Annotated in this window: 22 protein-coding genes; 11 read left to right on the forward strand and 11 right to left on the reverse strand. The window is 70.7% G+C overall.

Annotated elements, in window-relative coordinates:
* Window positions 1-20 precede the first annotated feature (20 nt).
* Entirely contained in the window at window positions 21-893 is an 873-nt protein-coding gene (locus ACZ32T_RS29390) for an undecaprenyl-diphosphate phosphatase (protein WP_467271261.1), read from the forward strand.
* A 98-nt stretch (window positions 894-991) separates the two neighbouring features.
* Here the strand turns inward: ACZ32T_RS29390 and ACZ32T_RS29395 are convergent, their stop codons facing one another.
* Complete coding sequence (locus tag ACZ32T_RS29395; RefSeq protein ID WP_467369961.1) at window positions 992-1,990, reverse strand: ArsR/SmtB family transcription factor; 999 nt, start codon at window positions 1,988-1,990, stop codon at window positions 992-994.
* 67 nt (window positions 1,991-2,057) lie between these two features.
* Between ACZ32T_RS29395 and ACZ32T_RS29400 the strand changes: the two genes are divergently transcribed.
* The 7 genes from ACZ32T_RS29400 (at window position 2,058) to lnt (ending at window position 8,715) form a co-directional block, all read left to right on the forward strand.
* A complete protein-coding gene (locus tag ACZ32T_RS29400; RefSeq protein ID WP_467271265.1) occupies window positions 2,058-2,966 on the forward strand; it encodes an aldo/keto reductase in 909 nt (302 codons plus the stop codon).
* A gap of 234 nt (window positions 2,967-3,200) precedes the next feature.
* On the forward strand, window positions 3,201-3,983 hold the full coding sequence (locus ACZ32T_RS29405) for an SGNH/GDSL hydrolase family protein (protein ID WP_467369963.1): 783 nt from the start codon (window positions 3,201-3,203) through the stop codon (window positions 3,981-3,983).
* A gap of 88 nt (window positions 3,984-4,071) precedes the next feature.
* A complete protein-coding gene (locus ACZ32T_RS29410) occupies window positions 4,072-5,067 on the forward strand; it encodes an alpha/beta hydrolase (RefSeq protein WP_467369965.1) in 996 nt (331 codons plus the stop codon).
* Window positions 5,068-5,225: 158 nt separating this feature from the next.
* Window positions 5,226-5,468 (forward strand): hypothetical protein, encoded by a 243-nt coding sequence (locus ACZ32T_RS29415; protein ID WP_467271271.1) that lies wholly within the window; start codon window positions 5,226-5,228, stop codon window positions 5,466-5,468.
* A gap of 109 nt (window positions 5,469-5,577) precedes the next feature.
* On the forward strand, window positions 5,578-6,441 hold the full coding sequence (locus ACZ32T_RS29420) for a universal stress protein (RefSeq protein WP_467369967.1): 864 nt from the start codon (window positions 5,578-5,580) through the stop codon (window positions 6,439-6,441).
* Window positions 6,442-6,507: 66 nt separating this feature from the next.
* Window positions 6,508-6,978 (forward strand): nuclear transport factor 2 family protein, encoded by a 471-nt coding sequence (locus ACZ32T_RS29425; protein WP_467271275.1) that lies wholly within the window; start codon window positions 6,508-6,510, stop codon window positions 6,976-6,978.
* A 108-nt stretch (window positions 6,979-7,086) separates the two neighbouring features.
* Window positions 7,087-8,715 (forward strand): apolipoprotein N-acyltransferase, encoded by a 1,629-nt coding sequence (gene lnt / locus ACZ32T_RS29430; RefSeq protein WP_467271277.1) that lies wholly within the window; start codon window positions 7,087-7,089, stop codon window positions 8,713-8,715.
* On the opposite strand, the gene ACZ32T_RS29435 is transcribed toward lnt, so the two are convergent.
* Together ACZ32T_RS29435 and ACZ32T_RS29440 are read right to left on the reverse strand one after the other, a co-directional pair.
* Window positions 8,639-9,544 (reverse strand): Gfo/Idh/MocA family protein, encoded by a 906-nt coding sequence (locus ACZ32T_RS29435; RefSeq protein WP_467369969.1) that lies wholly within the window; start codon window positions 9,542-9,544, stop codon window positions 8,639-8,641. The two genes, lnt and ACZ32T_RS29435, sit on opposite strands and share 77 nt — an antisense overlap.
* Window positions 9,545-9,577: 33 nt before the next feature.
* A complete protein-coding gene (locus tag ACZ32T_RS29440) occupies window positions 9,578-10,789 on the reverse strand; it encodes an FAD-dependent oxidoreductase (RefSeq protein WP_467369971.1) in 1,212 nt (403 codons plus the stop codon).
* Between the two features lie 81 nt (window positions 10,790-10,870).
* Between ACZ32T_RS29440 and ACZ32T_RS29445 the strand changes: the two genes are divergently transcribed.
* Together ACZ32T_RS29445 and ACZ32T_RS29450 are read left to right on the forward strand one after the other, a co-directional pair.
* Window positions 10,871-11,509 carry a TetR/AcrR family transcriptional regulator gene (locus ACZ32T_RS29445; RefSeq protein WP_467369973.1) on the forward strand — a complete coding sequence of 213 codons (639 nt, stop codon included), beginning with the start codon at window positions 10,871-10,873 and terminating at the stop codon, window positions 11,507-11,509.
* Window positions 11,510-11,550: 41 nt separating this feature from the next.
* On the forward strand, window positions 11,551-12,063 hold the full coding sequence (locus tag ACZ32T_RS29450; protein WP_467271283.1) for a DinB family protein: 513 nt from the start codon (window positions 11,551-11,553) through the stop codon (window positions 12,061-12,063).
* A gap of 34 nt (window positions 12,064-12,097) precedes the next feature.
* On the opposite strand, the gene ACZ32T_RS29455 is transcribed toward ACZ32T_RS29450, so the two are convergent.
* The 8 genes from ACZ32T_RS29455 to ACZ32T_RS29490 form a co-directional block, all read right to left on the reverse strand.
* Window positions 12,098-12,634 (reverse strand): hypothetical protein, encoded by a 537-nt coding sequence (locus ACZ32T_RS29455; protein ID WP_467271285.1) that lies wholly within the window; start codon window positions 12,632-12,634, stop codon window positions 12,098-12,100.
* A gap of 76 nt (window positions 12,635-12,710) precedes the next feature.
* The gene (locus ACZ32T_RS29460) at window positions 12,711-13,430 is read right to left on the reverse strand and encodes a uracil-DNA glycosylase (RefSeq protein WP_467271287.1); all 720 of its coding nucleotides are present in this window, start codon (window positions 13,428-13,430) and stop codon (window positions 12,711-12,713) included.
* 90 nt (window positions 13,431-13,520) lie between these two features.
* Window positions 13,521-15,101 carry an ABC transporter substrate-binding protein gene (locus ACZ32T_RS29465; protein WP_467271289.1) on the reverse strand — a complete coding sequence of 527 codons (1,581 nt, stop codon included), beginning with the start codon at window positions 15,099-15,101 and terminating at the stop codon, window positions 13,521-13,523.
* A 117-nt stretch (window positions 15,102-15,218) separates the two neighbouring features.
* Entirely contained in the window at window positions 15,219-15,974 is a 756-nt protein-coding gene (locus ACZ32T_RS29470) for an SDR family oxidoreductase (RefSeq protein ID WP_356717139.1), read from the reverse strand.
* A gap of 22 nt (window positions 15,975-15,996) precedes the next feature.
* Window positions 15,997-16,758 carry a 3-oxoacyl-ACP reductase FabG gene (gene fabG, locus ACZ32T_RS29475; protein ID WP_037831334.1) on the reverse strand — a complete coding sequence of 254 codons (762 nt, stop codon included), beginning with the start codon at window positions 16,756-16,758 and terminating at the stop codon, window positions 15,997-15,999.
* 202 nt (window positions 16,759-16,960) lie between these two features.
* The gene (locus ACZ32T_RS29480; protein WP_356717137.1) at window positions 16,961-17,344 is read right to left on the reverse strand and encodes a DUF3037 domain-containing protein; all 384 of its coding nucleotides are present in this window, start codon (window positions 17,342-17,344) and stop codon (window positions 16,961-16,963) included.
* Window positions 17,341-18,222 (reverse strand): HipA family kinase, encoded by an 882-nt coding sequence (locus ACZ32T_RS29485; RefSeq protein ID WP_467271292.1) that lies wholly within the window; start codon window positions 18,220-18,222, stop codon window positions 17,341-17,343. Before ACZ32T_RS29485 ends, ACZ32T_RS29480 begins: the two co-directional genes overlap by 4 nt.
* Window positions 18,223-18,528: 306 nt before the next feature.
* Window positions 18,529-18,984: a MarR family winged helix-turn-helix transcriptional regulator gene (locus ACZ32T_RS29490; RefSeq protein WP_467369975.1), complete on the reverse strand. Its 456-nt coding sequence runs from the start codon at window positions 18,982-18,984 to the stop codon at window positions 18,529-18,531.
* A 188-nt stretch (window positions 18,985-19,172) separates the two neighbouring features.
* Between ACZ32T_RS29490 and ACZ32T_RS29495 the strand changes: the two genes are divergently transcribed.
* On the forward strand, window positions 19,173-19,994 hold the full coding sequence (locus ACZ32T_RS29495; protein ID WP_467369977.1) for an SDR family NAD(P)-dependent oxidoreductase: 822 nt from the start codon (window positions 19,173-19,175) through the stop codon (window positions 19,992-19,994).
* Window positions 19,995-20,222 lie beyond the last annotated feature (228 nt).

Genomic DNA, 20,222 nt, shown 5'->3' on the forward strand with positions numbered 1-20,222 from the left:
TCCGGGATGGCCTAAGCCCCATGAGCTGGTTCGAATCATTCGTCCTGGGCCTCGTTCAGGGACTGACCGAGTTCCTGCCGATCTCCTCCAGCGCGCATCTGCGGCTGACCGCGGCGTTCGCGGGCTGGCACGACCCGGGAGCCGCGTTCACCGCGATCACGCAGATCGGCACGGAGACCGCGGTCCTCATCTACTTCCGCAAGGACATCGTCCGGATCGTCTCGGCCTGGTTCCGGTCGCTGACCAATTCCTCGATGCGCGGCGACCACGACGCGCAGATGGGGTGGCTGGTCATCATCGGTTCGATTCCCATCGGTGTGCTCGGGGTGACCTTCAAGGACCAGATCGAGGGTCCGTTCCGTGACTTGCGTCTGATCGCCACGACGCTGATCGGCATGGGCATCGTCCTCGGCATCGCGGACCGCCTCGCGGCCCGCGACGAGGCCGGCGGCAAACACCGGGCCATCAAGGAGCGCAAGTCCCTCAAGGAACTGGGTGTCAGGGACGGCCTGATCTTCGGCATCTGCCAGGCGATGGCCCTGATCCCGGGTGTCTCCCGCTCGGGCGCGACGATCAGCGGTGGCCTGCTCATGGGGTACACGCGCGAGGCGGCGGCACGCTACTCCTTCCTGCTGGCGATTCCGGCGGTGCTGGCCTCGGGCGCCTTCGAGCTGAAGGACGCGGGCGAGGGCCACGTCTCGTGGGGGCCGACGATCTTCGCGACGGTCATCGCGTTCGTGGTCGGTTATGCCGTGATCGCCTGGTTCATGAAGTTCATCACGACGAAGAGCTTCATGCCGTTCGTCATCTACCGCGTGATCCTGGGCGTCGTGTTGTTCATCCTGATCGGCGCGGGCGTGCTGAGCCCTCACGCGGGCGAGTCCGCAGGCTGACGGACTTCATCGCCGTGTGGTTCACGCGCGCGCGTGTGTGAACCGGCGCCGCTGGGCTCGGTGGCCGGTTCCGTCTTCCTTCGAGGGTTGACGTGCGGTCAGGCGGAGGCGGCTCGGAGGAGGGCCTCGGCTGCGGCGGTGCGGGCGTAGAGGACGGAGCGGCCGGCTCGGTGAGCACTGACCAGGCCCGCGTCGCGCAGCGCGGTGAGGCATTGGGACACCCCGGCGGGGGAAAGTCCGGTGCGGTGGGCCAGCTGTGTGGTGGAGTCCGGGAACTCCAACTCGGTCAGCAGCAGGGTCCGCGAGCGGCCCAGGACGGCGGAGAGGGTGTCCGCCCGGGTTACGGAGCCCGGCTCCCACAGGGTGCCGATACCGCGCGCCGGATACGCGAGCTGAGGTGGATCGGGCGGCGTCGACCGGGTGCGCAGTCCGGGCCCGGTGAAGGCCGAGGGGATCAGCAGCAGGCCTGTCCCTGCCGTCGTCCGGGTCAGCGGCTGCTTTCGGCGTGCCATCCGCAGCGCGTTGCCGTCCCAGCTCAGCGACGTGTGCAGGTCATTGAGGAGGTGGCCGGTGCCGTGCTCGGCGGCCATGCGGGCCCGGTAGAGGATGTCTGTGTCCAGGACTGCCCGGATTCGTGCCCAGTAGGGGGCGAGTACCAGCTCCCAGTACGTTTCGAGCTCTTCTGCGACCTTGGCCAGGAGGCCCTGCGGGTCGCTGTGCAGAGCTCGTAGCCGGGGACCGAGTCTGCCCTGGTGGCGGGCCAAGTGGTCGAGGTCCTGGCGCACCCGGTCGGCGGGCGAGGCTCGGATCGCGTCCCGCTCGGCTTCCGGAGTGGGGGTGGGCCCGGCGGGGGCCGGGTTGAGGAAGTCGGGGACGTAGCCGCCGGCGGGCGGGATCAGCTCGCAGAGCCAACCCCGGTCCAGCCCGGCGGCGACCATGCGTGGGCGCGCCCGGTCGGCCCAGGGCCGGTGGACCGGGTGCGCAGTGCCGGACCTCAGCAGCCGGAAGCTGGGCGCGACCTCCCACATCGGTGAGACGGCGAATCGCACCTGCGCCAGATCGTTCGTCGAGAACGCCAGCTCTGCCAGGACGACCACTCCTCGACGGATTCAGGTATAGGTGAATCAATGGCGGGCCAGCCTACCGCGCGGAGATCATCCCGCCATGACCTCACAGACGATCACCGCAGCCGCATCGGGCACGTGGAAGCTCGGCGACCGCACGGTCAACCGGATCGGCTTCGGCGCGATGCGCCTGCCCCAGCACGGCGAGGCATTCGCAGCCGACGCCGTGCCACGCGACCGCGACCAGGCGATCAGCGTGCTGCGCCGCGCGGTCGAGCTCGGCGTGAACCACATCGACACCGCCGGGTTCTACTTCTCGCCACTGCGCTCGGCCAACGAACTGATCAACCAGGCCCTGGCCCCCTACGGGGACGATCTCGTCATCACCACCAAGGTCGGCCCTGGCCGCGACCCCGCGGGCCGGTGGCTGCCGCATGCCACCCCCGGACAGCTGCGCGGCCAGGTCGAGGAGAACCTCCGCCAGCTCGGCCGTGACCACCTCGACGTGGTGAACCTGCGTATCGTCGGCACCGGCTCCATCGCCGAACGCTTCGGCGCGCTCGCCGAACTGCGCGAGGCCGGACTCATCCGTCACCTCGGCTTGTCCAACGTCCGTCCCCACCACCTCGCCGAGGCTCAGAGCATCGCGCCGGTGGTCTGCGTCCAGAACATGTACGGCATCGGCGCGTCGTCCGAACAGAGGAAGTTCCTGCGCGTCTGCGGTGAACAACGCGTCGCGTTCGTGCCGTTCTACTCGATCGCCGGCACGGGACGCACCGCCGGTGTGACCACCGGCCCCAGCCCGCAGGAGCACGCCGTCGCCCACGCACACGGGGTGAGCGCGGCCCAGGTCCGGCTGGCTTGGATCCTCCACCAAGGCCCCCACGTCCTGGCGATTCCCGGCACCGGCGACCTCGGCCACCTCGCCCGGAACGTGGCCGTCGGCTCCCTGCACCTGTCAGAGGAGGAGGTCGCCGAGCTGGACTCCCTCCACCAGGAGACCGGGTGAACAAGCCTCCAGGGTCTTGACCCACTTCCGCTGATCGGCCTGTCCGCCTTGCAAATTCCCGCCGCCCGCCCCATGGCCCTGGCCGGCCGCGGCGCCGAGGCGGCGCCGGAGTGTGGGTCATTTCGCCGATGACGTGGGCGCGCCGGGGCGGGAGGTTGGGCGTGGTCACGGCCGCCGGCCTCGCGCGGCAGCCGTGCGCCGGCCGTGTTCCCTCCCACACCTCGGAGATGCCCCATGCCTCTGTCCCGTTACGCCGGTGCCGCACTGCTCGCCCTCGCAGTGGCGTCGGTCACCATGTCCCCGGCGGCAGCCGCCCCGGAGGCCGCCGAGGTGAACTACGTGGCCCTCGGCGATTCCTATGCCTCCGGCACCGGTGCCGACGACTACTCCGACCTCGCCTGCACCAGGAGCCGCAACGCCTACCCCGCTCTCTGGGCCGATGCCAACGACCCGGCCTCGTTCACGTTCGCCGCGTGCGGCGGTGCCACGATCCCCGACGTGCTCAGCGGCCAGGTGGACGATCTGGACGAGGACACCACCCTGGTGAGCCTGAGCATCGGGGGCAACGACTCGGGCTTCGCCTCGACCATGCTCAGCTGTCAGTTCTCCACCAGGTCGGCCTGCGAGCGGGCCCTGGAGACGGCCGGGGAGTACGTCGTGAACGAGCTGCCGGGCGAGCTGGACAGCCTCTACGCGACCGTCCGCGCCCGGGCACCCCACGCCGAGGTCGTCGTCATCGGTTATCCGCACCTCTACAAGGAGGGCGGCCTCTGCCTCGGCGGGCTCAGCTCCGCCAAGCGCACGGCCGTGAACCAGGGTTCGGATCTGCTCAACGAGACGATCGCGGGCCGCGCGGCGGCGGCCGGGTTCGCGTTCGCGGACGGCCGGCCGGCGTTCTCCGGGCACGAGATCTGCACGAGCGACGCCTGGATCAGCAGCTCGAACGTCCACCCGACAGCCGAGGGCCACGAGTCGGCGTACCTGCCGGCCTTCAGCGCCGCCGTGCCGGGCATCTGAGCTCGGTGCACGCCACGCGCATACCGTTCGCCGGCGGCGTGCGGACCGCGAGTTAAAGGTGGCGGGGACGCCGGCCGATGACTCGGGTATGTCGCGCACACGCCGTACCGTTCTTACGACCGGGGCCCTGCTGGGCGCCGGAGCTCTCCTCGGCGCCGCCCCGAGCAGCGCGAGCAGCAAAGTCCTCGCGGAACGCCGCCTGGACGACCGATTGGTCGAACTGACCGTGGACTCCCCGGCTCTCGGGGGCCGGAGCACGGTGGCCCTGCTGACACCACGCGGCTGGGATCGGCGCCGCCCGGGTGACCGCTGGCCCACGCTCTATCTGTTCGCGGGCGGAGACGGCGACCACACGGCCTGGACAAGCCTGTTCGAAGTGCAGGACCTGGCGGAACTGCGCGACGTCCTGGTGGTGATGCCGGGGATGCCCCTGTTCGGCTTCTGGACCGACTGGTGGAACCACGGCAAGGGGGGCGCCCCTCAGGTACGTACGTACTTTCTCCGTGAGGTCATGCCCCTGGTGGAAAAGGGGTACGGCGCCGGGCCCTGCAGAGCGGCGGCCGGTGAGTCCCAGGGCGGATTCGGCGCCCTGGGACTCGCCGCCCGCGTCTCGGGGCTGTTCGGCGCTGTCGCCGCCTTCGGGGCTCCCGTACATCCGGTCCGGCACCCGGAGATGTGGCTCTCGGGTGCGAAGTACGTCGGCGTGGACGGCTACGCGGTCTTCGGCGACCCGTGGAAACAGTGGAGGACCTGGCTCGCCTGGGATCCGTACCACCACTCCCGGGGACTGCGTCACACGCCCGTCTACCTCGCCTCCGGTGACGGAACGCCCGGTCCGCTCGACGGTGACGAACCCGATCCCCACATCCCCGGCACCGAGAAATGGGTGGCGCTCGCCGACAAGGACGTTGTGTCCGTCACCGAGGCCGTGTGCGGTGAGGAGACCCGGATGCTCAGCGACCGTCTCACGTCCCTGGGTGCGCCCGTGACCACCCACATCTATCCAGGTGGGCACAGCGGCACCTACGGCCACAGGGAACTGCGCCACGCCCTGCCGATGCTGACGGCGGCGCTACGCCGGTGACGCCCGTGCGGCCGGCCGCCGTGCACCGGCTCAGAAGGATCAGACGGTGCCGAGCCGGGTCACGGCAGCGCGAACGATGTCGTGCGCGCCGTCGGCGCGTTCCCTCCCGGGGGCCTAGTGTCAGGCTTATGCCTCACAGTCTGAACGAGCTTGTCGAGATGCAACGTGCTGTGAACGAGGCGCACGCCCGCGTCGTCGAGCTGCGCGCGAGGTTCGGGCCGCCGACGGTACAGCCGTGGACGCAGGCGCAGAACGCCGCTCACGAGACCGCGTGGCGGGCGTGGCGAGACCTGGAACGAGATCTTCAGGAAGCGGTCACGGACCACGCCGGAACCGAGGGCCTCACGCGTTCCGCAGTCGAAAAAGCGGTACAGGAACGACTGTCCGACGGCTCGGAGTGACCGGTGACGGCCCCCGTGCCGCCGGGCCTCCTGCGCGCACCCGGGTCATGATCACGATGCGGGGCCGTTTCGCCCGGCCCGAAGCTCTCCGCCCCCGTGGGAGGCGTGCATGACCGCCGACGACCTTCCCGTGATCGCCGCCGTGGACGGCTCGGCCCACAGCTGGGAGGCGCTTGCCTGGGCCGCCGCCGAGGCTGTGCGCACCGGTCTGCCGCTGCTGATCGTGCATGTCAGGCCGCCCACCCGGCGTGCGGAGGAGGAGAGAGGGCTGCGGGAGGCCGAGGAGCTGCTCGCGCAGGCCGTGCTGCGGACCTCCCGGCTCGCCCCCGAGCTGCCCACCTCGACGCTGGCGCCGCTGGACTTCCCTTCCGCGGCGCTGACCTCGCTCAGCCGTGACGCCTCGCTGGTGGTCGTGGGCTCGCGCGGTCTCGGCGGATTCCGCTCGCTGATGATCGGATCGAACAGCCTGGCCACCGCCTCGATGGCGCACTGTCCGGTCGTCGTCGCGCACACCGGCAGGACTGATGAGGGCGAGGTGGAGCCGTCGGACGCCTTCCCGGACGTGGTCGCGGGGGTCGCCGCCGACGAGAGCAGCGGCGCGGTCCTCGATTTCGCGTACGCGGCCGCCGCCTCCAGGCCGGGTGCGCGGCTGCGGCTGGTGCACGGGTGGACGATGTTCTCCTCGATGCTGTCCGGCGGCCCGGTGTTCGACAGCGACGCGGCGGCGGAGTCGGCCGAGCGGGTGCTCGCCGAACTCACGGCGGGCCGGCGTGAGAAGTACCCGCGGCTGGAGGTCGTGCCCGAACCGGTCCGGGGTTCGGCGTCCCGCACCCTGGTCACGGCATCCGCCACCGCCGCTCTGACCGTGGTCGGGCGGCGCAGGGGCGGTGAGGCCCTCGGGCTCGGTCTCTCCCCCGTCACCCAGACGACGGTGACGCACGCCCTCGGCCCGGTGGCCGTCGTCCCCACCTGACACTTGCTTCCGGCCGGGCGAGCCCGGCCACTTGGCGTGCGGCGCGCGACCGCCGAGACTTGGGCGATGACACAGCGCGTGGCTCTCGCGACGGTGATGGACCGGCTCTCCATCGATGCAGTGATCACCGATTACGCCGTGGCGTGGGGCGGCGGCGCCTGGGAGGACTACGGCGCCCTGTTCGCCCCGGAAGGGCGCGCCGACTACCGCGACGCGGGCGGTGCCGAAGGTCCGGCCGACGAGGCCGCTGGGTGGCTGGCGGAGAGCCTCCGGCCCTACCCCGCCCGGCACCACCTGATCGTCAACAGGCGCCTGGATCTCCAGGATCTGGGAGGTTACCCCGGTGACCGGGCGCAGGTGCGGGCCGACTATCTCAGCCCGGCGGCACCCACGGCCTGGGACGGGGAGGCGGCTCCGTCCCTGGTCACCGGTGGCGGATACGTCTTCGAACTGGTGCGTACGGAACCGGGCTGGCGGATCCTGACCGTCGCGGCGCACCGGAAGTGGCGGTACGCGCCGGGGGCGGCAGCCGGCTGATCCGCGGCAGGTGGGGCGCCCGTCCGGTGGCCGCGGCACGCCCCCTGTGCGCTGCTGATCTTCTGCACCACACTGGGAACAGGCGCACGACCGGTGAGGAGGGCATGCATGCCGATGCTGCGCGGGCGGCTTCGCGACGGGCCGGCCGGTGAGGGCGGCGCACGGCCGTACGAGCGGCTGCTGCGGTCCAGGAGCGGCCGCGGTGCCGTGGCTCTGTGCGCGGGCGCCCTGCCCGCCCTGGCGTTTCCCGCGCCGTCGCTCTGGTGGTTCGCGTACGTCGCGCTGGTGCCCTGGCTGCTGCTGATCCGCTCGGCGGGTACGGGCCGCCGAGCGGCGGCCGACGGCTGGCTCGGCGGCACGGGTTTCATGCTCGCGGCGCACCACTGGCTGATGCCGAGCCTCCATGTCTTCATTCTGCTGCTCGCCGCCCTTCTGGGGCTGCTCTGGGCCCCCTGGGGCGTCCTCGTGGCCCGGCTTCTGGGGGGCTCGCCGTCCGTCCGGCGTTCGGTGGCCGCGGTGGCCGTGGTGCCCTCCGGATGGCTGATGGTCGAGCTCGTCCGCTCCTGGGAAGGACTCGGCGGCCCGTGGGGGTTGCTGGGCGCCAGCCAGTGGGACGTCCCGCCGGCGCTGCGCGTCGCTTCGGTGGGGGGTGTGTGGCTGGTGAGTCTGGGGCTCGTGGCCGTGAACACCGCGGTCGTGCTGCTCCTGGCCGTACCGGCGGCCCGCAGGGCCGGGGCCGCGTGTCTGGTGGCGGGTGCGCTGGGCGTGGGCGCGACGGCGCTCTGGGCGCCCCGGCCGCAGGAGACCGGTACGACCCGGATCGCGGTCGTGCAGCCGGGTGTGGTCGAGGGGCCCGGCAGCATCGAACGCCGCTTCGCCCGTGGCGAGGCTCTGACCCGGGAGCTCGCGGGCCGGGACGTGGACCTGGTGGTGTGGGGCGAGAGCAGCGTTGCCGTCGATCTGTCCCGCAACAAGGCGACGGCGGACCGTTTGGCCGCGCTGTCGCGTCTGGTCGGGGCCGAGGTGCTGGTCAACATGGACGCCCGGCGCACGGACGGCCCCCACCACGCCGGAATCTTCAAGTCCGCGGTGCTGGTGGGCCCGGACGGCCCGACCGGGGACCGCTACGACAAGATGCGCCTGGTGCCGTTCGGTGAGTACGTCCCCGCCCGCGCACTGCTCGGCTGGGCGACCTCGGTCGGCAGGGCCGCGGGTGAGGACCGGCTACGGGGAAGTGAGCCCGTGGTGATGGACCTGCCGGACGGGCTGCGGGTGGGCCCCGTGGTGTGCTTCGAGTCGGCGTTCCCCGACATGAGCCGGCAGCTGACGAAGGACGGGGCGCAGCTGATCGTCGCCCAGTCCTCCACCTCCACGTTCCAGCAGAGCTGGGCCCCCGAGCAGCACGCCTCGCTGGGTGCGCTGCGGGCGGCGGAGACGGGCCGCCCGATGGTGCACGCCACGCTGACGGGGATGAGCGCGGCGTACGGCCCCCGGGGCGAGCGGGTGGGAGCACCGCTGGGGACGGACGCGAGCGGCGCCGCCGTCTACGACGTACCGCTCGCCCGGGGCACCACCCTCTATGTCCGGCTGGGGGCCTGGCCCGTGTACGGCGCGCTGGCGGCCCTGGCCGCCTTCCTCGGAGCGGCGGGTCTGAGGTCTCTCAGGACGCCTGCTCCGAGGCGTCCAGCACCACGCGCTCGCACAGCCGGTGGGTCTCCAGGGCGTCCCGGGCGCTGAGCACCTCGCCGGCCCGCACCGCGTCCAGGAAGGACAGCACGCACTGTTCGATTCCGCGCTGACGGGCGACCGGCACCCAGTCCCCACGCCGCCGCAGGGTCGGCTGCCCCTTGTGGTCCACGACGTCCGCGAGGTTGAGGACCTGCCGCTTGGTGTCCTGTCCCGAGACCTCCAGGATCTCCTCCGTCGAACCGTTGAGCCGGTTCATCATGCCGATGGCCGTGAATCCGTCGCCGGACAGCTGGAGCACCACGTGGTGCATGAGCCCCTCGGCGATCCGTGCCCTCACGACGACGTTCGACACGGGGCCGGGGACCAGGAAACGCAGGGTGTCGACGACATGGATGAAGTCGTCCAGCACCATGGTGCGCGGGTCCTCCGGGAGGCCCACCCGGTTCTTCTGCAGGAGGATCAGCTCGCGCGGGTGTTCGGCGCACTGCGCGTACGACGGAGCGAACCTGCGGTTGAATCCGACCGCGAGAGAGACACCGCGCTCCTCCGCGAGGGCCACCAGCCGCTCGGATTCCCCGAGTTCGTAACTGAGCGGCTTGTCGACGAAGGTGGGGACGCCCGCTTCGAGCAGCCGCCCCACGATCTCCGCGTGGGCGGCGGTCGGCGCGTGCACGAAGGCGGCGTCCAGCCCGCTGTCGAGCAGCGAGCCGAGACTCTCGTGGCACTGCTCCTCGGGGATCCGGTGGGCCCCGGCGACAGCCGCCAGCGTGGCCGGGGTGCGGGTCTGCAGATGCGGTACGACACCGGGCAGGGTCGTCAGTACCGGCAGGTACGCCTTCTGCGCGATGTCGCCGAGTCCGATGCAGCCGACCTTCACGAGGTTCTCCCTGTCGCCTTGACCAGGGCCTTGTCACGGTCGCGTGGTCTGTCCTTCCCTGGTCCCGGCAGCATACGTGCGCTGCGGCGGCTGCCAGTCGCAGATCCCGTCGAAGGTGCGCAGGACGAGACCCGGACCCAGCCTGGAGACGGCGGACATCAGCGCGTTCCTGAGGGCCACGGCCGGCGCACCGGTCAGCCCCGTCATCCGGGAGACCTGCGCCGCCTTGCGGACCATGGCGGTCGTACGGGGGTGCCTGGCGGCGCTGTAAGCGGCCACGCCCGCTCCCAGGTCACCGTCCGGTGTGACGTGGTGGGCGAGGACGACGGCGTCCTCGATGGCCTGGTTACCGCCCTGGCCGAGGAAGGGCACCATGGCGTGCGCCGAGTCGCCGACGAGGACGGTGCGGCCCCGGTGGAAGGACGGCAGCGGATCGGCCAGGTGGTACACGTCGTGGCGCAGGACCTGACCGGGCTCGACGGCGTCGATGATCGCGGGGATCGGGTCGTGCCAGTCGCCGTAGCGGCGCAGCAGCTCGGACTTCTCGTCGTCGGCGGCCCGGGCTCCGGCGGGGACGGCTGCCGCGGCGTAGGCGTAGACGCCGCCGTCCTTCATGGGGTGGCTGCCCCAGAGCGCGCCGCGGCCCCAGGTCTCGTGCGAGCTGAAGGCGGGGACCGGCCCGGGGGCGAGGACGCGCCAGGTGGTGAAGCCGCTGTACGAGGGGCCGGGGTGGCTGGGGAACAGTTCGGTGCGCACGGCCGAGCCGATGCCGTCGGCACCGACCACCAGATCGGCCTCGATGTCACCGGTGGCCGTCCTGACGAAGGCCGGACCCCCGCCCGCGCGGCCCGGATCCACGACTCGCGCCGGTGTCCCGGTGCGCACGGCGTCCTCGGGGAGCCGTGCGCGCAGCAGGCCGACGAGCGCGGAGCGGCGCAGCAGGACGAGCGGCCCGCCGAACCGTTCCGCCGCGGCGGCGCTGTCCGTGCGGGCGAGCCAGCGTCCCGAGGGCGTGCGCATGCCGCCGTCCCCCTGCCAGGCGGCGAGCGATCTGACCTCGTCACCGAGTCCGATGACGTCGAGGGCGCGCTGGGAGTTGGGGGCGAGGCTGATGCCCGCGCCGACGGGTTCCAGTGAGGCGGCACGCTCGAGCACCGTGACCTGCCACCCACTCCGGTGCAGCGCCGCCGCGGCGGTGAGTCCGCCGATTCCGCTGCCGATGACCACCGCGCGGGACGTCGTCATGACTGACTCCTCCTCGGAACTACATCTGTAGTAGATGGTTTCACCGTACTACAGGTGTAGTGCGGGCGGTAGATTGATTCCATGCCCACACGCTCCACGCCCGCAGGGGCCGCCTCCGCCGACGGCGCCCGGCCGCCCGCCCCCTCCCGCGCCGAACTGATCGCCGACACCGCTCTCACCCTTCTCGCCGAGCGCGGGATGAGAGGTCTCACCCATCGGGCGGTGGACGAGCGGGCCGGACTCCCCCAGGGGTCGACGTCCAACCACGCCCGCACGCGCGAGGCCCTGCTGGAAGCCGCCGTCCGCCGCCTCGCCGAGCTGGAGGCACGGGTGCTCGCACCGGGGGAACTGCTCACGAGCAGCGATCCGGCCGGGGCCGCCGCCGGACTGGCACACGCGCTGCACCGCTATCTGACCGGCTCCACCGATCTCCTGATCTGCCGCTACGAACTGGCCCTGGAGGCGACACGGCGCCCCGCCCTCCGGGACTTCTACGACGAAGCGGGCCGCCGGTTCCGGGAACCGCTGGTGGCCCTGATGACCGCGGGAGGATCGTCCGACCCGGAGCGCCACGCGCTGTCCGTCGTGGCCTGGGCTGAGGGGATGATGTTCGCGTGCGCCGTCGGTTCCTACCACCGGGCCGTACCGGCCGAGGAGGAGCTGCGCAGGGGCTGCGCCGAACTGCTGCGGGGGATGCTCGGCGCGGACGCCACCGGATAAGCCATGGCGCCGCCGATCACCACTGCGCGAGGATGCACCGCATGACGACAGAGGAACGGTCCGAGCCGGCGCTCGACGCGGCCGAACGACAGATGCTGGAGGGGTGGCTCGACTACCACCGCGCGACTCTGGCCATGAAATGCGAGGGCCTGACCGACGCCCAGCTCCGGGAGGCGTCCGTACCTCCCTCGGAATTCACCCTCCTCGGCCTCGTGCGGCACCTGGCCGAGAACGAGCGCGGCTGGTTCCGCGAGGTGTTGGCCGGTGAGGAGCTGCCGCCGATCTACGGGACGGACGAGGACCCGGACGGAGAGTTCCACCTCACCGAGGCGGACACCTGGGACGAGGCCAGGTCCACCTGGCTGGGCGAGATCGAGATCGCCCGGGCGAACGCCGCGAAGCTCGGGCTCGACGACCTGTCCGTCGGCATGGGCAGGCGCGGCAAGCCGTTCAGCCTCCGCTGGATCTACACGCACATGATCGAGGAGTACGCCCGCCACAACGGCCACGCCGACCTCGTACGGGAACGGATCGACGGGTCCACCGGCGAGTGACGCCCGGGGCGGCGCGCAGCGGTGCGACGCCGCGTCATTCCCCCGACGCGCTCCCCCGCAGCCGTTGCTCCATGCGCCCGATGGCGGCGCGGACCCCTTCGCCGTATCCGTCGCCCTCCAGCACCCCGACGGCGTCCCAGGCCCGGTCCAGGTGGGTGCGGGCGGCCTCGTAACGCTGCAGCTTCAGATAGTCCGCCGCCAGATTGAGATGCAGGGAGGGGACGAGGGCCCGTACGGCGGTGGCCTCCCGGCGCTCACTGCCCGGCTCCGGCTCCGCGCCCGGGCCGGGGTCCTCGCCCTCGGCCGGGCCCGTGGCCGCCGCTCCGGCCAGGCCTTCCGCGGCTGTCAGCGCCCGGAGGTCCCAGGCGAGCTCGTCCCCGGGATCGTCCTGGGTGTCGGCCATGTAGTGGGCGAGGGTGCAGCGGTGCAGGGCGGCGCCGCGCTCACCGATCTCCGACCAGATGATCCCGAACCGGTTGCGGGCCTCCTCCCTGTCCCCCGCGTGGAGCAGCATGATCGCCTGGCCGATCCTGGTCATGACGGCGTCCCCCGGCACTTCCCGCTGCTCCACTACAGAGGTCTCCCCTGATCACCGCCCGGCCTGTTCCGGTGGCTCAGACGCTAGCGGCAGCCACGGTCGATCGCGCTCAGGCGCGGGCCCCGGCGGTCGGCCGGGTCGTCCCGAGGCCCAGGTCCGGGATCTGCCAGTCGACGGGCTCGTGACCCTGCGCGGCCACGGCCTCGTTGATCTGCGTGAAGGGGCGGGAGCCGAACCACTTCTTGGCGGAGAGCGGCGACGGATGGGCACCCTTGACCACCACATGACGGTCCTGGTCGATCAGCGGGATCTTCTTCTGGGCGTAGTTGCCCCAGAGGACGAAGACGGCCGGGTCCGGCCGCTCGGCCACGGCGCGGATCACTGCGTCGGTGACCTTCTCCCAGCCCTTGGCCTTGTGCGAATTCGCCTCGCCGCCGCGGACCGTCAGCACCGCGTTGAGGAGCAGGACGCCCTGCTCGGCCCATGGCATCAGATATCCGTTGTCCGGAACCGGCAGACCGAGCTCGGCGTTCATCTCCTTGTAGATGTTGCGCAGCGAGGGGGGCGTCTTCACGCCCGGCCGGACCGAGAAGCAGAGGCCGTGCCCCTGCCCCTCGCCGTGGTAGGGGTCCTGGCCGAGGATGAGCACCTTCACCCGGTCGTACGGCGTGGCCTCCAGCGCGGCGAAGACCTGTTCGCGCGGCGGATACACCGGCCCCCTGGCCCGCTCCTCCTCGACGAAGTCCATGAGCTCCTTGAAGTAGGGCTTCTGCAGCTCTTCGCCGAGGACGCCGCGCCACGACTCGGGCAGCAGGTCGGTGTCGGTCACGTCCACAACCTCCGGTAAGCAATCGGTTCTTGACCACAGAACCTACCGGGGAGCACTGACAACCGGCCCGCCGAGCCCCTCGTCACCCTCCTACCAGCTGGCCTTGCGGTACAGCTCCCACATCTGCATGACGGTCTGCGGGTCGAGCGCCCGCTCGCCGCCGCCGATGTCCTCACCCGCGGCCACGTAGAGCTTGCCCTGCCACAGGGGCAGCAGCCGCACGTCCTTCACGAGTATCTCCTGGGCCCGCTTGAACTGGTCGGAGACCGCACCCCGGTCGCTCTCCTTGCGGGAGGAGGGCAGCAGCTCCTGGGTGATCTCGCTCGACAGATACGGGGTCCCGGTGACGCTGTCCTCACCGACGAAGGGAGCCACGAAGTTGTCCGGATCCGGGAAGTCGGGGAACCAGCCACGGCCGAAGACCGGGTAATCCCCCTTGGTGAAGCCTTCCTGGAAGGTCTTCCACGGCGCGCTCTTCAGCGTTATCCGGAACAGGCCGGACGCCTCGAGCTGGCGCTTCAGCTCGGCGAATTCGGGAGCGGTGGAGGAACCGTAGCGGTCCGTGGTGTACCAGAAGGTCATCTCGACCGGCTCGGTGATACCCGCCTCGGAGAGTATCGCCCTGGCCTCGGCGACATCCGGGTCGCCGAAGGAGTCGAAGAAGCTGGTGGCGTGGCCGGCGATGCCCTTCGGGACCATGGAGTAGAGCGGTTCGGCGGTGCCCCGGTAGACCTTGGCGACGAGGGCGTCGCGGTCCACCACCTGGGCGATGGCCCGCCGGACCGGAAGCTTTCCGGCCGCCGGGTCCTCGGGGTTGAAGACGAGGAAGCGGATGTCGGCACCGACCGACTCCACGATCTGCAGACCGTCGTTGTCCTTCTTGTTGTCCTCGAGACCGATGACCTCCTCGGCGGTGAGGCCGCGGTAGGTGGCGTCGATCTCCTTGCTCTTCAGCGCCTTCACCATGGGGGTGGAGTCCTTGAAGTAGCGGATCGTGACCGCTTCGTTCTTCCGGTCGGCGAACCCCTTGTAGCTGGGGTTCTTGGTCAGCTCGGCCTGCTTGCCCGGCTCGTACGAATCCATGACGTACGGCCCCGAACCCGTGACCTTGCCGTCGTCACGGATGCTGTCCTCGGGATAGTCACCGGGGGCGACGATCGACATGGCCGGGGTGGCCAGGATGAACGGGAAGGTCGCGTCCGCCCTGCTGAGGTGGAAGATGACCGTGTCGTCCCCCTTGGTCTCGACCCGGTCGAGGGAGCCGAGGAGGCCGGCCGGGCCGCCCTTGACCTTGATCTTCGTGATCCGGTCGATGGAGTACTTCACGGCCTCGGCGTCGATCTTCTCGCCGTTGGAGAATTTCAGGCCCGACCGCAGGGTGCACCGGTAGGCCATGCTCGTGGCGTCGGTGAACCGGCACTCCTCCGCCGCGTCGGGCTCGGGGCTGGTGCTGCCGGTCGGGAAGCTGACCAAGGTCTGGAAGACGTTCCTCATCAGCTCCCATGAGCCGTCCCACGCCGCCGCGGGATCGAGGGTCGAGGGCGAGCTCGTCGTTCCGACCGATATCCGCTGGTCCGTCTCCGAACTGCCGTCGGACAGCAGACCGCAGCCGGCCAGCACAGAAAGGGAAGCAAGGGCTGCAGCGGCCTGCAGACTGGCCCGGTAGAACACGTGCACGCTCCTCGATCAGCCTTGGGGTCGGCAGACCATACCGCAGCGCCCCACCGGATCAATCCCCTGGCCCGGCGGGGCACTTGAGTCAATCAGGGCCAAACCGGCGCAGGCTTCTCAGGCCACACCCGCGTTGAGGAAAATACCTCCGTCGACCACGAGAGTCTGCCCGGTGACCCAAGCGGACTGCTCGGACGTGAGGAACGCGGCCGCCCCTCCGATGTCCTCCGGGACACCGAGCCGGCCCAGCGGGTAGGCCGCCGCGGCCTCGGCCTCACGGCCCTCGTACAGCGCCTCGGCGAACTTGGTCTTCACCACGGCCGGGGCGATCGCGTTGACCCGCACCACCGGCGCGAACTCGTGCGCCAGCTGGAGGGTCAGGTTGACCATGGCGGCCTTGCTCATGCCGTAGGCGCCGATGAACGGTGACGCGGAGACACCGGCGACGGAGGCGATGTTGACGATCGCCCCGCCGTTGTCCCGCTGCCACGCCTTCCAGGTCTGCTGGGCGAACCCGAGCGCCGAGATCACATTGGTCTCGTAGACCTTGCGCGCGACGTTCAGATCGAGCTCGGCCATCGGCCCGAAGACGGGGTTCGTACCGGCGTTGTTGACCAGGTAGTCGACCCTGCCGAACGCCTCCATGGCACGCTCGACGGCCGCGGCCTGGTGCGCCTCGTCGTGTGCCTTGCCCGCGATGCCGACAGCCCGGTCGGCGCCGAGCTTCTCCACGGCCTCCTTCAGGGCGTCCTCGCCGCGGCCCGTGATGACGACCCGGTCACCCCGGGCGACAAGAGCTTCCGCGATGCCGTAGCCGATGCCCCGGCTCGCGCCCGTGATGAGCGCGACCTTTCCACTGTCCTGCACAGTCATGGTGTCCGTTGCCCTTCCGGGGTCAGTTGAGCGGTCCGCCGGCGACGTACATGACCTGCCCGGAGACGAAGCCCGCGTCATCGCCGGTGAAGAAGGCGATCGCGTTGGCGATGTCCTCGGGACGCCCCACACGCTGCACCGGGATCTGCGTCGCGGCGGCGGCCTGGAACTCCTCGAAGCCCATACCGACCCGCGCGGCCGTCTGGGCGGTCATCTCGGTGACGATGAAGCCGGGGGCCACGGCGTTGGCCGTCACGCCGAACTTGCCGAGCTCCTTGGCGAGCGTCTTGGTGAAGCCCTGGAGGCCGGCCTTGACCGCGGAGTAGTTGGCCTGCCCCCGGTTGCCCAGCGCCGAGGAGGAGGAGAGGGAGACGATGCGGCCGAACTTGGCCTCCACCATGTGCGACTGGACTGCCTTGGCCATCAGGAACGCACCCTTGAGGTGGACGTTCATCACGAGGTCCCAGTCGGACTCGCTCATCTTGAAGAGCAGGTTGTCGCGGAGCACGCCCGCGTTGTTGACGAGGATCGTGGGTGCGCCGAGCTCGGCGGCGACGCGTGCGACGGCGGCCTCCACCTGCGCGCTGTCCGACACATCGCAGCCGACGGCGAGGGCCTTGCCCCCGGCGGCGGTGATCTTCTCGACCGTGTCCTTGCACGCCGCCTCGTCGAGGTCGAGTACGGCGACGGCGCGGCCCTCGGCCGCCAGGCGTACGGCGGTGGCGGCGCCGATGCCCCGTGCCGCTCCCGTCACGATGGCGACGCGCTGCTCGGTGGTGGACATGCTTGGTTCTCCTCGCCCTTGGATCGCGGCTCAGCGGACGTCAGGAAGTTCCCGATAACTGAGCAACCGCTTAGTACCTTCAGCAGACGAGACGCTAGAAGCCCTGGCACCCGGTGTCAACGGCACACGGGGGCCCGGGCGCATGTCACACCGGAGGGTGCCGCCGCCCGGCGGCTTCCCGGGCGGCGGCACCCTCCCCGGATCAGCGCACCAGCAGGTCGAGCAACCGCTCGACCTCGGCGGCCGGGTCCGTGGTCAGGCCGCTGTGCACGACGCCCGGCTGGACGACCGTGGAGCGGGGCGCGATCAGCCAGCGGAAGCGCCGCCCCGGATCGTCACCGGCAGCCTGGCCCGCGGCATCACCGCCGCCGCACACCCCCTCGACCGCCCGCAGGGCGGCCTGTACACCGAGTACGTCGGCACTCGGGTCCAGCGCCCTGAGCTTGCGCTCGTCCAGGTGGGTCCGCGCGGCGACGAACGACTTGGCGCGGCAGTACACCAGCACGCCCGCGTTGAAGCACTCACCGCGCTCCACGCGCGGCACGACACGCAGGACCGCGTACTCGAAGACATCGCGCTCGCTCATCGGCCGCCGTCCTTGCTGTTCCCGGCACCCGCCTGCGCGTCCCGGTCCTTCTCGGTGTGACGCGGCCGGGGGGCCAGTCGCTCGGTGAGCCATCCGGGGGCCTGGCTGGGCCGGGTCTTCGTGGGCCCCTCCATGACGACGCGCTCGTGGATGCTTCCGGCACGCGCGAGCAGCGGCTCCACATACGCCCGGCGCAGCTGGTCCGTGGTCTCGAAGCCCGGCTCACCCGCCAGCCACTCGTCCGGCACCTCGGCGGCGACCTCGGTGAGGAGTTCTTCCGTGACCAGCGGGGCGAGCTCGGCGGCCGCGGCCGCGATGTCCGGCCCGAACGGCGCGAGGACATGGTCCGAGGCGTTGTACGGCTTGGCCGCGGACGCCTGCGCTCCCGGCCAGTTGTGGTGCCAGATCATGGTGGCCCCGTGGTCGATCAGCCACGGCTCCCCGTGCCAGACGAGCATGTTGGGATTCCGCCACGACCGGTCCACGTTGTTGATCAACGCGTCGAACCAGACGACCTTCCCGGCCTCGGCCGCGCCCACCTCGTAAGCGAGCGGGTCGAATCCGAGCGAGCCCGGCAGAAAGTCCATCCCGAGGTTCAGCCCGGCGCTGGCCTTGAGGAGCTCCTGGACCTCCTGGTCCGGCTCGGCGAGTCCGATGACGGGGTCGAGCTGGATGGTCACCAGCTCGGGCACCCGCAGCCCCAGCCGCCGGCCGAGTTCCCCGCAGATGACCTCAGCGACCAGGGTCTTGCGGCCCTGTCCCGCCCCGGTGAACTTCATGACGTACGTGCCCAGGTCATCGGCCTCGACGATTCCGGGGAGCGAGCCCCCCTCACGCAGAGGCGTGACATAGCGAGTCGCTACGACTTCTTCCAGCACTTTCCCAGGCCACCCATCTTTTCAACCTTGCAATCCACGGACGACCTCCCCGGGGTGCAGAGGCGGGAATCACCGCTCGACGGCCTGGGGAGAATCCGGGGAGTTCCGGCCGGCAAGTCGGTCTTCCCGCTCCCCCGGCAGACCATCGACGGTGCCGCGCCCCTTGCTACCGGCTTCCGGCAGGAAGTGAGCATAGTAACCGAGGGTGATCGCCGACGAGGAGTGGCCGAGCCACCGAGCCAGGGTCACGACCTTGCCGCCTCCCGGGAGATCCCCGCCCCGCAGCCCGGGTCGACCGCGGTTTTGCTACGTCTCGGCGTCCGCCGTATCCGATGCCGGACCTGCCGTCGGTTCGAGCACCTTCCCCAGAAGACTCACCAGGTCACACAGGTCATCGGTGGCCAGCCGAGCGAAAGGGCTCAGGGCCAGCGTCGCCTCGATCACCGCAGACCGCACCTGCCGGCCGTCTTCCGTCAGCGCGACGACGCGTGAACGGCGGTCGGCGGGGTCGGCCGAACGTTCGACGAGTCCCCGATCGGTGAGCTGATTCATGACGAAGCTGAGATTGGGCGCGTTGCAGTACAGCCGGCCAGCCAGTTCCTTCATCGAGGGCGGCGTCCCGGAAGGGTCGATCACCCAGAGGGCCTGGGCGGTTGCGTGCGTCAGACCGTGTTCGGCCAGGACGGTCCCGATCCGGTCGCCGGTCCGCATGAAGACCTCATGGTTCGCCACCACCGCCGCCTCAAGGGTGCTTCTCGTCATGGGCTCATCCTAGCCTTTTACTTCGAGCCTCGAAGTGTATATTCATTCGAGACTCGAAGTACTTGCTCCTCGTTCCCGCCGTGGATACGAGGCCGTAGCCGGAGCGAGACGCTCCCCCGTCCCGTCTTTCCCGAGGCCTGTCCGCTCCGACGAGGCCTGGCGCCCAGCCGAACAGGAAGCACTCACTCATGCACGACTACACGGACACCACCGCCCTGGTCACCGGCGCTTCGAAAGGGCTGGGTGAGGCTTACGCACGGGAACTCGCCGCCCGGGGCGCACATCTCATCCTTGTCGCCCGCTCGGCCGACGCACTCCACGCCCTTGCCGGGGAGCTCCGGAAGGCTCATTCCGTACGAGTCGATGTGATCGCCGCGGACCTGGCGGACCGGCGGTCACCGCAGTCGGTGGTCGACGCCATCGGGGAACTCCGCCTGGACGTGGACCTTCTGGTCAACAACGCCGGGTCGGGGTCGGTGGGGCCCTTCCTCGGCCGTCCCCTCGAACCCAACCTCCGGTCCGTCGACGTCAACGTCACCGCGCTGATCGGCCTGACCCACCTCCTGGGCACCGGCATGGTCGGACGCGGTCGTGGCGGCATCATCAACGTCGCCTCCACCGCCGCCTTCCAGCCCATGCCGTATCAGGCCAGTTACGCCGCCACCAAGGCGTTCGTGCTTTCGTTCACCGAGGCGCTCGCCGAGGAGGTCCGCAACACCGGCGTACGCGTGATGGCGGCCCACCCGGGAGCCACCGACACCGGATTCTTCGACCGTACGACCGTGTCCATGGACCCGAAGACCACGGACACCCCCGCCGACGTCGCCGCCGGCACACTCGACGACTTCGCACGCGGCCGGTCCGTCTCCTTCCCCGGACGCGCCACCAACCGCGCCGGAACCTGGGCGTCGCGCCTGCTTCCCCGGACCACGGTCACCCGCATCACCGGCAACCTCAACCGCAAGGCCGGCTTGGGCGACGTGAGCGACCTCGGCCCCGCCACCTCGTGACGTCAGAACCTGCGGCGCGGAAACGAACACGGCATCTGTCGGTGGGTGATGAGGCGGCAGGCGAGTTCGAGGAAGGCCTGACGGATGTCCGCTCGCCGCTCCCAGCGGATGCGGAGGCGCGTCGCGGGTGCCCGACCCGGCCCCTGAGGGGTGGGACGGCGTCGGTCAGCGGCATGAGCTGCCCCTTTACGGGGGGGGGATGGCCGCGTTCACCTCGTTGCTGCCGGA

Source organism: Streptomyces sp. NPDC023573 (genome assembly GCF_055559735.1).

Excerpts from the sequence above, each read along its gene's own strand:
- ACZ32T_RS29390 (WP_467271261.1), top strand. The coding sequence starts at position 21 with ATGAGCTGGTTCGAATCATTCGTCCTGGGCCTCGTTCAGGGACTGACC.
- ACZ32T_RS29400 (WP_467271265.1), top strand. The coding sequence starts at position 2,058 with ATGACCTCACAGACGATCACCGCAGCCGCATCGGGCACGTGGAAGCTC.
- ACZ32T_RS29405 (WP_467369963.1), top strand. The coding sequence starts at position 3,201 with ATGCCTCTGTCCCGTTACGCCGGTGCCGCACTGCTCGCCCTCGCAGTG.
- ACZ32T_RS29410 (WP_467369965.1), top strand. The coding sequence starts at position 4,072 with ATGTCGCGCACACGCCGTACCGTTCTTACGACCGGGGCCCTGCTGGGC.
- ACZ32T_RS29415 (WP_467271271.1), top strand. The coding sequence starts at position 5,226 with ATGCAACGTGCTGTGAACGAGGCGCACGCCCGCGTCGTCGAGCTGCGC.
- ACZ32T_RS29420 (WP_467369967.1), top strand. The coding sequence starts at position 5,578 with ATGACCGCCGACGACCTTCCCGTGATCGCCGCCGTGGACGGCTCGGCC.
- ACZ32T_RS29425 (WP_467271275.1), top strand. The coding sequence starts at position 6,508 with ATGACACAGCGCGTGGCTCTCGCGACGGTGATGGACCGGCTCTCCATC.
- lnt (WP_467271277.1), top strand. The coding sequence starts at position 7,087 with ATGCCGATGCTGCGCGGGCGGCTTCGCGACGGGCCGGCCGGTGAGGGC.
- ACZ32T_RS29440 (WP_467369971.1), bottom strand. The coding sequence starts at position 10,789 with ATGACGACGTCCCGCGCGGTGGTCATCGGCAGCGGAATCGGCGGACTC.
- ACZ32T_RS29445 (WP_467369973.1), top strand. The coding sequence starts at position 10,871 with ATGCCCACACGCTCCACGCCCGCAGGGGCCGCCTCCGCCGACGGCGCC.
- ACZ32T_RS29450 (WP_467271283.1), top strand. The coding sequence starts at position 11,551 with ATGACGACAGAGGAACGGTCCGAGCCGGCGCTCGACGCGGCCGAACGA.
- ACZ32T_RS29470 (WP_356717139.1), bottom strand. The coding sequence starts at position 15,974 with ATGACTGTGCAGGACAGTGGAAAGGTCGCGCTCATCACGGGCGCGAGC.
- fabG (WP_037831334.1), bottom strand. The coding sequence starts at position 16,758 with ATGTCCACCACCGAGCAGCGCGTCGCCATCGTGACGGGAGCGGCACGG.
- ACZ32T_RS29480 (WP_356717137.1), bottom strand. The coding sequence starts at position 17,344 with ATGAGCGAGCGCGATGTCTTCGAGTACGCGGTCCTGCGTGTCGTGCCG.
- ACZ32T_RS29490 (WP_467369975.1), bottom strand. The coding sequence starts at position 18,984 with ATGACGAGAAGCACCCTTGAGGCGGCGGTGGTGGCGAACCATGAGGTC.
- ACZ32T_RS29495 (WP_467369977.1), top strand. The coding sequence starts at position 19,173 with ATGCACGACTACACGGACACCACCGCCCTGGTCACCGGCGCTTCGAAA.